Here is a 12,541-nt window from a genome sequence, read left to right as displayed (position 1 = left end):
GCTCCGCGCTTGACCAAGCAGACCCGACAAGCATCCTGGTGGTCGATCGTGCTCGATTTCATCCCGTTCATGCCGCATTCGCAGCTTCCGCAGGCGCTTCATCACGCATGAAGGCAACAGCCAGCCCGACGCCGATGAGACCAATCAGGATGGACGCCACGGCCAGCGATGTGACTCCGCTGATCTCGACGAGGATGCCGCCGAGAAAAGCGCCGATGGCGATCCCTGCGAAGGTAGTCGAGCTGTTCATTGCCAGGACCAGCTTCGACCTATCCCCGGCTAGGCCGAGGAGCCGGTGCTGGATCGGCACCAGATACATGTAGCTGACGTTGCCCCAAAGGAAGGCGATGAGCACGGTGAGGGCACCATGGTGTCCAAATGCAACCAAACCTACGAGCAGGATTAGCTGTGCGCCTATGGCTGCGATGAGGACTTTATAGGGGCCGAAACGGTCAGTCAGAACGCCACACGCTGCGTTTCCCGTCACGGCTCCGAAACCGTAGGCAAAGAGCGCGGCCGAGAGCAGCGGAACCCCGGCAAGCAGAAAACCGGTGATGAAGACGCTCACATAGGAATAAACGATGAACTCGGAAACAACGACGAATAGTGTCACGGAAAGGATACCGTAGATGATTTTGGAGAATTCTTTGGAGGTCGGTTTTCCGCGCTCCGGCATCTTGGCAGGGATTCCAGACATCATCGGGGCGAAGATCATCAATGCGAGAAGCCCGGCAATGACGACGAAACCGAATGCGAAGCGCCAGCCGATAGCACCTGCGATCCAGCTGGTGGCCGGGACGCCAGCAACCTGTGAAACGGTCATGCCGCCGAAGATGAGGGACAACGCGAAACCTTTGCGGGTAGGCGGCAGGAGCTCGGCGGTTAGTGCGGTAGCCGCCGGGGTGAACATCGCCGCGCCGTAGGCCGAAATGACGCGACCAGCAGCAAGAATTAGGAAGTTCGGCGCGACCGCGCAGATCAGGTTACCGATGACGAAGATCGAAACGGACAGGATTTGGACATTGCGACGGCTCATGGCCTTGAACATCCAGGCATTCAGCGGCGCGAAGACAGCGTAGCAGAGTGCGTAGATCGAAATGATCCAGCCCGCCGCGCCGGTTGAAATCCCGAGGTCACGAGAGATCACATCGAGCGCCCCAATGATGACAAATGTGTCCAGGCCGATAGCGAAGGCGGCGATGGTCAGAGCGGCAATGACGAGTTTCGTTCGCGCGTCAGGAGGGGAGGAGGTCATGACGGTGCTCGTTCAGGTTCGTGTGTTCAAGGCAGCACGTCATGCAACTCAGGATAGGGGCTGGCGATGATCGTGTCGGAGTAGCGAGGGCGGGGACCGTACAATAGCCAGGTCGTCACCACCTCGCCAATCTCCTGCATGATCTCGAGCTTTTCGGGATGTTCGAGCGCCGATCTGCTGTAAGCAACGCCCGCATCATACACGCCTTCGAGGAGTTTTTTCTCTACAACCGGCTTTGTCGTTTCGAAAATCAGCTCATTCCAAGCATTCTTGTCGATATACCCCATCGTTGGCTCGGGGAGACCCAGCGACCGAGGCTCCTTTACGTCCTTGCGTTTGACGACCGCGATGCTCTGGGTGGGCAATATGAAGGTGTCGACGACCTGCAGACGGTCGCGGAATTTCTCGGTCACGAGATGGACATTCAGGTGCGCGCTGCATTGGAGGACATAGCTGTCGCCGCGATCTGCGGCCTCGGCCGCGGCAGCCACGAGATCGTCGACGAGTATGATGTCTTGCGGCTCGATCCCTTGGAACTCGAGATATTTCAAGGTCGCATGATGGTGACAGCTTCTCGCTGGGCCGAGCGTGTAGATGCGGACCATCAGGAGACGTCCATCTGCTCGTCTATGATCATGGCTTCGAGCTCGCAGGCTTCTCCTATGATCAGCGAATAAAGATCTTCAGTGAATTCCCTGCGCAGGCCGCGTTCCGCCCCAGTCTCGGCGCAACGCGCCTTTACCTCTGTAACGCGATCGGGTTGCATCATCGCGATCCCGCGTTCCTTCTTGTAGCGTGCAACCTCAGCGCAGACGGAAAGCCTCCGGCTGAGGATGTCCACCAGTTGTTTGTCCAGCTTGTTGATGATCTCCCGAAATGGAAGAAGGCCCGCGTCGGGGGTGAAGGTATCAGTCATGCATGGCTCCTGCCCATTTCCTGCATTCCAAGTCGCAGGCCGGCGGCTAGATGCTTGGCGCAGGCCGACAACGTGTCCAGCCGGTAGCCGCCCTCCTGTACGAAGCAGATCGGCTTGCCGATCGAGGCCAATGCCAGGCCGATCTCTCGGTAGATTTCTGGCGGAAGTGTCCAACCACCATGCGGATCTCCGACGACGATATCGAAACCCAAGCTGACAACCAGAACGTCCAGCGTGGCGGCCCAGTCGGATTCCAAGAGCCCGCGAAGCGCCGATGTGTATGCTGCCGGGCTCGGATCGGTCGGAAATTCAAGATACCTGTGGCTGCCGAGTGCTGGTTGAAGTTGCGGGATCCAGGGGAAATTGACGTCAGTCCGGGCGTGCAGGCTGGCGAAACCGATATCGGGGTGTGTGCTCAGCACATCGCTTGTTCCATTGCCAGGGTGGAAATCGAGGTCGAGGATCGCCAGCTTGCGGAAGCCCGATGCGCGCAGGCTCAGCGCCGCGACTCCGACGTTGTTCAGCAAACAATACCCACCCATGAAGCTGCGCCCAGCATGGTGCCCTGGCGGCCGACATAGTGCGTAACTTACTAGACTTCGCTTCGAGGCGATTGTGGTCGCGGCTGCGAAGCCGGTAGCGGCGGACAAAAGGGCGCGCTGATATATCCCCGCGTCGACGGATGTGTTTTGCGGCACACCGGGCGCGGTATATCTTCTAGCAAGCTCGGTGATCTCTGGCTCTTGTGGATGTGGCCCGAAGCGGAGTGCCTCAAGGTAGCCCGGATCATGAAGGCTGCCCAGGATCGATACGACCTCGTCCGTGACGGTCTCAGGGGTCGAGATAAATTGGACACCAGGCGAGCTTTCCAATCCGCTTCGGATCTCGTTGATTCGATCCCCCACTTCCCTTGAAGGCTTACTCGTCCCCGTCGCATCGGCGATAAGGCCCCCAGGGCTAGGTGAGACCGGCGTCGTGTGTACGGTTAGCCAGTTCACAGAAGCCTCCTTCGTCGCCGTTCTCCCGCCGATACGAAGCCCATGCTTTCATAGAATGCGACGAGCCTCTCGGCGCCGGAACGGTCGGTCGAGGGAAGAGACACTTCGACCATGGGCCAGCCCCGCACCCGCGCCTCGCCATCCAGGGCGGCCAGAAGCCGTCTCCCATTTTGAGCCGAGCGATAGCGGGGATCGACCCAGAGCTCCTGCAGGATGCCATAGTGGCCTGAAGCCCTTACTGCGGTGACCTGGGAGACGACAGCAATGCCGATCACTTCGGCTGCCGGCACATCCTCCATTATCAGGGCGAAGCCGAGCCGCGAATCCATCGCGATTTGCCCAGCAGCGCTGACCGCCGTCTGCCGGTCGAATTGCGGCCCCGGTCCTCCGAGCTCCGTGAGAAGCCTTCCCACGCATTGTGCAATCGTGTCCCTGTCCTGGAATGTCGCCAGACGGACACGATGTGCAGAATCGGGTACTGTTTCCGCGCCTGCATCATCGTCTGCGCCATCGATCGCCACGTCATGATCTGGGTTGCCTGTCATGGCCTCGGCAATCGCACGGATCGGCTGGCGCGCCTTGAGGAGAATCTCTTCGAACTCCGCCTTGGGGTCAGACAACGCGACGATGGCCCCGCCGCAACCGATACTCAGTTGGCGTCCCCGGCAGACGATCGTTCGGATGACGATATTCAGATCAAGCTGGCCGCACAGAGACAGATAACCGATCGCCCCCGAATAGATACCTCTCGGCGCTTGTTCCAGTTCATCGAGGAGTTTTAGGGTTCGAATCTTAGGTGCGCCCGTCATCGACCCGCCTGGAAAACACGCAGAAATGCAGGGGATGATATCGTCAGGCGACACCAGTTCGCCACGAATGGTGCTGACCAGCTGGTGTACGGTCTTGTAGCTTTCGATGTGCATGAGGCTTGGCACATGAACGCTTCCGGTGCGGCAGATGCGGCCGAGATCATTCCGCATCAGGTCCACGATCATGAGATTCTCGGCCCGGCTCTTTTCGTCCAGACGCAATTCTTCTGCGATCCGCTCATCTTCGGCTGGGACCTCATGTCGAGCCGCAGTGCCCTTAATGGGCTTGGTCTCGACAATGAGGTTGCGATCGATCTTGAGGAATCGCTCCGGGGACGAGCAGGCAACACAGAGATCTCCAAGTCTGAGGAAAGCCGAGTAAGGGGCCGGGTTTCTCCGCCTTAGGACCCGATACAGATCAAGCGGGTCGATCTCTGCCGCAACAGTAATCTCGTTTGTCAGGCAGACCTCGTAAGTCTCGCCGGCGCGGATCTCGGAAAGGCATCTTTCGATTTGTTCTAGGTACCGGGCTCGCCCCTGACGAAGCTTGAACTGAAGCGGAGCGCTTTTTGCGTTTGGTGACGATGGGGTAGTGCTGGGGGCTGCTTCGATGCGCCGAATGTCACGTTCGTTCTTGCTGATCCAAAGGGCGACCTCGTAAGCCAATGCGGCCTCGGCTTTGGGGTAGAGTGCGACGATATGGATGCTGCCATTCTCATGATCGAAGGCGAGGAATCTTGTGCAGAAGATGAAGGTTGCATCTGGACATTTAGAGGGTGGGGAGCTGACGCCGCAGGTGAGAGATTTCAGTTCGTAACCGAAATAGCCCACGTGGCCCCCTTTAAAGGGAATATCTGGCACGTCGCCCTCATCCTGCAGCTTGCAGGTGGCATGGTTATCGGCGAGGAACTTGAAAATCGATCCGGAGATGGTCAGTTGGGGCGCCTGGCCGTCGCGAGTAATCTCGATTTCCTGTCGAGACGCATCGTAGGATGCAAGATAGCTGCCCGGTCCGCCAAGCCCTCCTATGAACGACCAACGCGACAGCCCGGGCACCAGCATACTGCTGTCCAGCCAGAAAGCAGGCTGTGTACCCCGGAAGAGGTGCACGAATACATCCTCAGCGCTGGCTCTGCATGAGATCGTCGAACTTCTCGCGTCATACTTGGTCGTTTCGAAGGGAAAGTCGCTAAGGCGGGGCATGCCCAGCATGATCAGGCCACCTCCAGGCGCACAAGTGGGGACCGCGCTACCGATGGGGCGCATACATCGGAGAGGAAGTTAGCAAACATCTCTCGTCCGTATTGTGAGCAGATGGATTCCGGGTGAAACTGTATGCCGTAGTGCGGCAGGTGCCGATGCCGGAGTCCCATAATGACGCCATCCTCGCTCATGGCAGTGCATTTAAGACATTCCGGAAGCTCACCGGTCACTGCCAGCGAATGGTATCTTGTCACATCGAAGGAGCGGGGCAGCCCCAGGAACAGGTCCGTCCCGGAGGTTGTGATGGTGCGGATCCGGCCGTGGAGGGGCTCCGGCGCGCGGGAGACGGATGCGCCATGAAAATGGGCGATGGATTGATGCCCCAGGCATACTCCCAAGACCGGAACGGCGCTGCCGGCCAAAACATCCATCGTAGCGCCGACATCTTTTGGAGTATGAGGATTTCCCGGCCCCGGCGAGAGGATAATGCGATCATGGGGGATCTTGCGGATTTCTCTCCATGGCACGGTGTTATCGAGGACGATGGGGTCTCTACCATTCACCTCACCGATCATCTGGGCAATGTTGAATGTAAATGAGTCGAAGTTGTCGATTAGGATCACCGATCTCTCGGAGCCTGCCCCGTTTGCTGCCATATTTCTTTCCCGCCGCGAGTGGCCTAATCCCTTGCACAGTCATCATGGCTGGAGCGGCCTTAGTGCGCAGAATTCCTACCGGCGATGAGCGAGTGGAATCGATCAGGTCCGTTAGCGCCAACTTTTGGCACGCGACGCTCAGCCTAACGTTCATTAACCAGCCTAACGTTCATTAACCAAGAATTGCCATGTATCGTTCATCTCGATCAATCACCAGCGTTGGTAGTTGACCGGCGCGCAAAGCTTGGCATGTCGCTATAGAACGAGTGCAGGGTTGGGGCTCTTGGACGCTGATCGGGTTGGCTGCGTGGCTGTCGCATGCATTGTGCGGTTTGATTGCTGGGCCAGGTAGGCGAGCTCGCTGAGCATCATTAACTGCAACGCAGCGGGCCCGGATGATGAGACCTGCCAGGATGCGTTTCTGGTGCATCTAAGGGAGGGGTTTCTCGTCACTGACGCGCCGCCTCGTCGCCTCTGTCGACGGTGAAGATCACCTGCCCACCGCAATGAGCGATCTCCTGAAATTCCCGCCCTTCGCTCATGATCGCAGATCCCGCAGAATTACGAACGAAGCGCCCGTGCGAGCGTGTGGCGCTTCAATTCAACCTCGCACTATCAGTTCTCACTGCCGACTCGATGGAGTCGGAAGAGCTTGTCGAAGAAATCCGCAATTCTCGCCTCGGAGCCGTCGCCGACAACTTCGTTCGCACCGAGGCGGTATACCTCATATCCGGCAAGCCGCAATTCCCGGTCGGCCGACACCATGTCGGCGTAGACCTTCAGCGAGGGTTTGCCGTCCTCTGAGAAATGATGCTTGCTGTCGACCTCGATGACGATCCGCTGGCGGTCCGGGAGCAGCAACAGAAAGTCCATGCGTTGTCGTGGTAGAGGTAGGCGGTGGCGTAGCAATTTGACGATGGCGGGGTCGTAGTGAAGATAGACCTGCAGCAGCAACGCCGACAGATGATCTCCGAGGCTGGGCCTGTACTTCTTGAAATAGGTCGCGAACACGTTGTTTTCACCGTCAGACGACAACGATTGTCGAAGGCGCGCTCCTAAAGGCGACGCAAAACGGTTACATCGTGAGTGCCAAGCTCGAGATGAATTCAGCCGACGCCGCAGAGCTGCCGCCAGAAATCATCGCTCAGCGTCACGCGCTGACCGACAGCGTCAAGGCGGCATCACGCGCCGCTGCGGCGTGCCCATCGGTCGACTCGGATATTGAAAGTTCTGTTCGGAGGCGCGGAGTTCGGGAAGAACAACGAGATCGTGAAGGCCTTTACGAATGCGCTCCACGATCTCGAGCATGGGCTCGGGCCGAACAATGACATTGTAAGAAACCTTGATAACGCAAAACACGATCTTGAGCACGGGCCAGGCCCGAACAATGAAATAAGGAAGCTCGGCAGACGTCTGGGTTTGTAGCAAGAAGGGCGCGAATACATGGCCGATAAAAAGCCCAGACGACATGCTCCGCGAACAGTGGGGCAAGGCGTCGCGGCTTACGCTTTCAGGCACCGTTGCGCTATTTCTTCTGACGCGCGGCGCGAAGTCCGGAGCGGGCAAGATTCTCGAAATCCTCGGACTAGACTGGTCTTCGCTCAACGCTCATGCTGTTGCCCTTCTCGGTGTTCCCGTTGTCGCCACGCTTTGTGTCTGGTCGCTGTGGTGGGCGAAGGCTTTTGCGAGGCGACATACGGACGGGGCCTGGTTCGATAGGTGGCCACCAAATCCGATCTTCGACTGATATCGGATAAGGCCCGCACTGTCGCGATCTGGTCGTTGATCCTGTTCGTCGCGCTGCCCCTTCTCGGTTTGGCTATCCTCGAGGGAACATTTTTGCGCAGAAGTTTGTACTTTGCGATCGACGGCAACTTTAGCTGTCCTCAAAACTGCAAGGAGGAGGTCGGTGTATTGGCACATTTCTGGCCGGCGAATGGCCTCCCCGACGTTTCCAAGACGGCCTATCGTTACGACGGAAATCTCACCTACGTGCCGGTTTGGCAGCCCATATTGTGGTTGCTTTTCGGCATTGGAGCTTTGATCTATGCCGTGTCCTATTTGCGGCTAATCTTTGGAAACTCCGCTTCTCGCCAGCCGTCGGTCCAGATCCAGGAAGCGACGTCGTAGATCGTTCCGCTTCAAGTCTCCGGACCGGGATCTTCCTTCTTGCCGGTCGCGACGATCTTATGGGACGCTACGCCTCGTCCCACGGTTCCCGCATCCAGATGTCGCGTTCCTCTTCCGTCATCAGAATGACGGGCATTGCCTCGGGATGAACGCGCTTGACCTCGGCGTTCGGATCGCACGTGAAGAAGCCGAACACATCGATGGTAACTTTGCCTGCCCTTGCCTTTCGGACGCCCGTCCAATTTGTCCAGAGGCCGGCGAAGGCCAGAAGCGGGCGACCCTCTTCGCGTGGGATAGCGCACAGCACGGTGCTGATGATCTCTTTCGCAGAGCGTGATACGCACGCGACTTGGGTACGGCGGCACAGTGTCGCACCGCGGCAGCGACGCCAAGAGCGCTGGGTCCACTGGCAGGTACACTGGAACGCCTTCGATCAAAAATTGATGTAGTTTCAGCTGGATAGGCGAGGGTTCGATGCCGCCCCTGTGCTCCGCATCGGTACTCTGCTCCTTGCGGCGACGGGCCGCTTGGAGTCCTCCCTTCACATCGGAGCGACAGGTTCCTGTGTTCCTTGTCAAAGCCTGATCCGAGGTCACGCCGCCTTCATGCCGGACGCCGGTTGGGCAGTCAGCAGGCTCCCCCCAACCCTTGCTCGCGGGATAGACATCCTGATCCCGGTTTCGACGTCGATAGAACATGTTACGACACGTCATCAGCGGTTTACTTACGTTCGTCTCCTCGGACCTCACCTGACGGAGTTTCCTCCGCCTTTTCTTCCAACGCTCACCACCAGGGCTCTTTACCCTCGCAGCTCGGACTGGTTTGAAGTCTTCCCCTGCAGGCCGACCTCGGAGGGCCCTCCTCCATCTCTGACAAAGCTTCGTCAGGCTTCATGCCGAAGCCTGACTTCCACAGCACACGATGTCCTCATTGCTTGAGCGACCGCCACAGCCGCTCGATGAAGACGTTGTCCATCCAACGACCGCGGCCATCCATGGAGATCTTGATCCCTGCGCCCGCCAACGCGCCGGGTGAAAGCGCACTGGTGAACTGACTGCCCTGGTCGGAGATCGAGAAGCTGCACGCCAAGATCGGACAACTGACAGTCGAGCGCGATTTTTTAGCACGGAGGTCCGGAAGATGAGCACGCCGGACCGTCGAGGAATGCTCGATCGCGCCGACCCAGGCGCTGTCGATCCGCCGGCAATGCATGTTGCTTGGCATCGCGCGCTCTGGGGTCTACCGGCCGCCACGGCCGGCCAACGACAACGGCCTTGCCCTGATGCAGCGGATCGACGAGCTGTTCACCGCCTGGCCGTTCCTGGGCTCGCGGCGAATGACCACTATGCTGAAGGCTGAGGGGCTTCAGGTCAATCGCAAACGCGTGCAGCGCCTGATGCGCAAGATGGGCATCGCGGCGCTGGGACCGAAGCCGAACACGACGAAGCCGGCGCCGGGACCGGCCAAACCAGGTGTGGGCGGCCGACATCACGTATTTGCCCATCGGCCGTGGCTTTCTCTATCTCGTCGCCGTCATCGACTGGGCGAGCCGTGCGGTTCTGGCGTGGCGGTTGTCGAACACGATGGACGTCTCGTTCTGCGTGGCGGCTCTGGAAGAGGCGCTGGCGACGTACGGCACGCCGGAGATTTTCAACACCATCGTCATGTTGCGCAGCAGATAGGGATAGATCTTGTGGCCTCGCGTTCGCGCACGTCCTCGCTCTCCCGCCGGACACCCGCGTCAAAAGCTCGGGCCGCCTGGTCCAGCAGTTGCTTCTTCCAGGCATAGATCTGGTTCGCGTGAACCTCATGGCGCTGGCCAGATCGGCCACCGTCGCCTGCTCCCGCACGGCTTCCAGCGCGATCTTTGCCTTCAACGCCGCGTCGATCTTCCGTCGTGTCTTTTCGTCATCATGCCCTCCGTCTATCAAACGGAGCGGCCCTTTTCCAACTAAGCCTCTGGTCCTAAAATCGGGGTCCATTTCAATCATGGTTGCGGGAACACGTTCCAACGGCACCAGAGGTGATCTCTTCACTGACGGTCCGTGTCGTTGTGATGAGCCGTGTCCGGTTGAAGACGTGCATGTAGGACGTCCGACAGTAAGGCTGGCGCGTAGCCCGCCGCCTCAGTGCGAAGCACGAGGTTTTTGCCATTCTTTAAGCAACACTCGCACCACCCCTTTTGCGGCACACTGATTGCTAGGGACGCGGGGCAGAGCCGTTGGTTGCTGCGGATTTTGGAGGGCGGCAGCGACGCCCGCCAAGTCCGGATATAATGTAGGTTTTGCGATGAGCCGGATGAGGCGGTCCGACAGTCGACCTTCTGCCCCGCGCGGTCTCGAAAGACCGCGCTGGTCGGCTGCCTTCATTTCACTGGTTAGTACATGTGCTCTTTACTTATGCTGGAGTCGCCGGAATTCCGAGAAGCCCTAAGGCTACGAGAAGAGCTCAAAGCGAAGCTCCTTCGCGCTCAATTGGATGTGGCCAGGTATAAGGCTGAGCTGTCGGAACTCGAGCAAAGGATGGTGAGGGATCTTGATCTTAGAACGGAACTGATCTGTTGGTAGCAGCGTCGTTCGCGATGGGTCGCTTCGCTGTTCAAATTCTGCGAGTGAGAGCGAGGATGTTATGCCCAAGACCACCGGTGGTAAGGCCAAACAGGGTGCCGTTATAGATGGCAACCGAACAAGCGCGAGTTCGCTGTCACAATTTCGCGGGATCGATCATATTGCGATTGCTGTGCTCGACCTTGAAGCCTCTATTGAGTTCTTTCGGGACGTGCTGGGCTTTGAATTGAAATGCCGGTTTCACATCAAGGGTCGAGCGACCGGCATGCTATCTGCCGAGCTTGAGACCCGAGGAATCAGGTTTGTTCTGTGCCAGGGCACTGAACCGACGTCTCAGGTCTCAGAGCTCGTGCGCCATCACGGCGTTGGAGTTGCTCATATCGCTCTTGAGGTCGATGACGTCGATGCTGCTGTAGAGGCTCTAAAATCTCGTGGCTTGGGATTCGATACGAGGGTGATTCGAGGTCCTGGATTGACGCAGGCCTTCTCAAGTCGGTCCATTGAAACGGGGCTTAGCTTCGAAATCATTCATCGAGGCGGAGAGACTGGCTTTCTCGAATCGAATGTCCAGCAGCTTTTCGACCAACTTGAGCAGTCTGGAAAATATTGAGCAATAGGACGTGTACACCTCGATGAGTCATGTCGGACACCGGTGTGATTTTATCCTTCCACGCTTTTCCAAGACTCCAGGATGAATGTCAGGTCGCAAAAATCAGTAATGAACTTCCTGAACGAAGTCTCCAGTCTGTTTCCGTCAGCTGTCTCGCTAGCGTCAGGCAGACCGAGTGACCGGTTCTTCGATAGGCTCAATCCCCAGGTTTTGTTGAACGCGGTGAACGTGTATCAAAACGATTCAGTTGGTGGTCACGGGGGCGCCCACGGATGGGCTCACTTGCTGCAGTATGGACGAACGGCCGGCATCATCAACGAGCTCGTTGCGCAACAGGTGCAATGCGATGAGGGGGTTCCGGCGAGCGCGGACCGCGTACTGATCACCTCAGGATGCCAGGAAGCAGTCGCCCTCTGCCTGCCGGCGCTCTGTCCGGAGCCGTCGGATGTGCTGCTGGTCTGCAATCCCACCTATATCGGTGCGATCGGTGCAGCCAAGGCTACAGGAGTCGCTGTCGCGGCGTTGTCCAATTCAGAACCTTGCCTTGCTGACGCGATCGAGCTCGCCGTGCTGCAATTGCGCCAGAAAAGTCAACAGGCCCGGGCAATATATCTTATCCCCGATTTTGACAATCCGACCGGACGTGTTCTCGATGCAGACGAGCGACGCAACATCCTCCAAGTGTGCGCCAGACACCGGCTCGTCGTTTTAGAGGACAACGCATATGGGCTGTTTCGGTATGACGGCGATCCGGTACCCCCGATGGCCGCTTTGGATGAGGTCGGAAGTGTTATTTACCTTTCCACATTCTCGAAGACAATAAGCCCAGCTCTTCGCGTCGGAGCTGCAAGCCTGCCCGACACGATGTTTGGAGACGTTGCTGCTCGTCGGTCGCTTTGGGAAGATCTGGTCCAGCGCAAGAGCTTCGTTACCGTCAATACGAGCCAAATTGCCCAAGCGATCGTCGCGGGGCTCTTGATTCAAAACGGAGGACGTTTAGGCGATTGGATACGACCGGCTCTGGATTGGTACCGTGAAAATCGCGACATTATGTTGTGTGAGCTGGACAGTGTATTTTCGCCTTTCTCTGATCAAATTCGATGGAGCCGTCCCTCCGGTGGCTTCTTTCTAACTCTTGATCTTCCTTTCAGATTTGGCGCGGACTGCGCAGACGAGTGTGCAAGGCGTGACCATGTCATCGTTACGCCGTTGAGCTTCTTCGCGTTGGATAACTCTCAAGACTGCAGGATACGATTAGCTTTTAGCGCGGTTACTCCCGAGCAAATCCGAACCAGTGTGACAGGTTTGGGTCACTATGTAGCGCGGCGCCTGGAGCAGAAATTGCTGAGGCTGCGCGACGGAGGGGCCCGGGGGTGAAGATAGTCGATCGCTTTCCT

Annotated in this window: 12 protein-coding genes and 2 pseudogenes; 4 read left to right on the top strand and 10 right to left on the bottom strand. The window is 58.1% G+C overall.

Annotated elements, in window-relative coordinates; genetic code table 11:
• Positions 1–67: 67 nt before the first annotated feature.
• The 8 genes from IVB54_RS35415 to IVB54_RS35380 form a co-directional block, all read right to left on the bottom strand.
• A complete protein-coding gene (locus tag IVB54_RS35415) occupies positions 68–1,255 on the bottom strand; it encodes an MFS transporter (protein WP_247776955.1) in 1,188 nt (395 codons plus the stop codon).
• Positions 1,256–1,281: 26 nt separating this feature from the next.
• Complete coding sequence (locus IVB54_RS35410) at positions 1,282–1,860, bottom strand: hypothetical protein (RefSeq protein WP_018458978.1); 579 nt, start codon at positions 1,858–1,860, stop codon at positions 1,282–1,284.
• Positions 1,860–2,171, bottom strand: a complete 312-nt coding sequence (locus tag IVB54_RS35405; RefSeq protein WP_018458979.1) for a chorismate mutase — start codon at positions 2,169–2,171, stop codon at positions 1,860–1,862. The genes IVB54_RS35410 and IVB54_RS35405 overlap by 1 nt, the downstream gene beginning before the upstream one ends.
• Entirely contained in the window at positions 2,168–3,076 is a 909-nt protein-coding gene (locus IVB54_RS35400) for a hypothetical protein (protein ID WP_245288521.1), read from the bottom strand. Before IVB54_RS35400 ends, IVB54_RS35405 begins: the two co-directional genes overlap by 4 nt.
• Before the next feature lie 89 nt (positions 3,077–3,165).
• Positions 3,166–5,190 (bottom strand): aminodeoxychorismate synthase component I, encoded by a 2,025-nt coding sequence (pabB, locus tag IVB54_RS35395; RefSeq protein ID WP_051113055.1) that lies wholly within the window; start codon positions 5,188–5,190, stop codon positions 3,166–3,168.
• A 2-nt stretch (positions 5,191–5,192) separates the two neighbouring features.
• Positions 5,193–5,837 (bottom strand): aminodeoxychorismate/anthranilate synthase component II, encoded by a 645-nt coding sequence (locus IVB54_RS35390; RefSeq protein WP_051113056.1) that lies wholly within the window; start codon positions 5,835–5,837, stop codon positions 5,193–5,195.
• A gap of 615 nt (positions 5,838–6,452) precedes the next feature.
• Positions 6,453–6,848, bottom strand: coding sequence for a hypothetical protein (locus IVB54_RS35385; protein WP_245288520.1), 396 nt, complete (start codon positions 6,846–6,848; stop codon positions 6,453–6,455).
• Between the two features lie 159 nt (positions 6,849–7,007).
• Positions 7,008–7,403, bottom strand: coding sequence for a hypothetical protein (locus IVB54_RS35380; RefSeq protein WP_157643085.1), 396 nt, complete (start codon positions 7,401–7,403; stop codon positions 7,008–7,010).
• 153 nt (positions 7,404–7,556) lie between these two features.
• On the opposite strand from IVB54_RS35380, the gene IVB54_RS35375 reads away from it, so the two are divergent.
• Entirely contained in the window at positions 7,557–7,967 is a 411-nt protein-coding gene (locus IVB54_RS35375) for a hypothetical protein (RefSeq protein WP_039800528.1), read from the top strand.
• An 11-nt stretch (positions 7,968–7,978) separates the two neighbouring features.
• On the opposite strand, the pseudogene IVB54_RS35370 reads toward IVB54_RS35375, so the two are convergent.
• Together IVB54_RS35370 and IVB54_RS35365 are read right to left on the bottom strand one after the other, a co-directional pair.
• Positions 7,979–8,253 (bottom strand): annotated as a pseudogene (locus IVB54_RS35370) (SOS response-associated peptidase family protein); the annotation flags it as partial.
• Between the two features lie 647 nt (positions 8,254–8,900).
• A pseudogene (locus tag IVB54_RS35365) lies at positions 8,901–9,044 on the bottom strand (IS3 family transposase); the annotation flags it as partial.
• Positions 9,045–9,439: 395 nt separating this feature from the next.
• Between IVB54_RS35365 and IVB54_RS35360 the strand changes: the two are divergent.
• From IVB54_RS35360 to IVB54_RS35350, 3 genes are all read left to right on the top strand, one after another.
• The gene (locus IVB54_RS35360; protein ID WP_247401223.1) at positions 9,440–9,649 is read left to right on the top strand and encodes a DDE-type integrase/transposase/recombinase; all 210 of its coding nucleotides are present in this window, start codon (positions 9,440–9,442) and stop codon (positions 9,647–9,649) included.
• A 946-nt stretch (positions 9,650–10,595) separates the two neighbouring features.
• Positions 10,596–11,144, top strand: a complete 549-nt coding sequence (locus IVB54_RS35355) for a VOC family protein (protein WP_018460239.1) — start codon at positions 10,596–10,598, stop codon at positions 11,142–11,144.
• Between the two features lie 282 nt (positions 11,145–11,426).
• Positions 11,427–12,521 (top strand): PLP-dependent aminotransferase family protein, encoded by a 1,095-nt coding sequence (locus tag IVB54_RS35350; protein WP_157643152.1) that lies wholly within the window; start codon positions 11,427–11,429, stop codon positions 12,519–12,521.
• The last annotated feature ends 20 nt before the right edge of the window (positions 12,522–12,541 follow it).

This window comes from Bradyrhizobium sp. CW1 (genome assembly GCF_023100665.1).
Lineage (GTDB): Bacteria > Pseudomonadota > Alphaproteobacteria > Rhizobiales > Xanthobacteraceae > Bradyrhizobium > Bradyrhizobium canariense_D.
The sequence above is the reverse complement of the archived record's forward strand: the minus strand, read 5'-3'. Positions and strand labels throughout refer to the sequence as shown.

Bases quoted from the DNA above. Each gene is read 5' to 3' on its own strand.
- pabB (WP_051113055.1), bottom strand. From the start codon at position 5,190: ATGCTGGGCATGCCCCGCCTTAGCGACTTTCCCTTCGAAACGACCAAG.
- IVB54_RS35410 (WP_018458978.1), bottom strand. From the start codon at position 1,860: ATGGTCCGCATCTACACGCTCGGCCCAGCGAGAAGCTGTCACCATCAT.
- IVB54_RS35390 (WP_051113056.1), bottom strand. From the start codon at position 5,837: ATGGCAGCAAACGGGGCAGGCTCCGAGAGATCGGTGATCCTAATCGAC.
- IVB54_RS35405 (WP_018458979.1), bottom strand. From the start codon at position 2,171: ATGACTGATACCTTCACCCCCGACGCGGGCCTTCTTCCATTTCGGGAG.
- IVB54_RS35415 (WP_247776955.1), bottom strand. From the start codon at position 1,255: ATGACCTCCTCCCCTCCTGACGCGCGAACGAAACTCGTCATTGCCGCT.
- IVB54_RS35355 (WP_018460239.1), top strand. From the start codon at position 10,596: ATGCCCAAGACCACCGGTGGTAAGGCCAAACAGGGTGCCGTTATAGAT.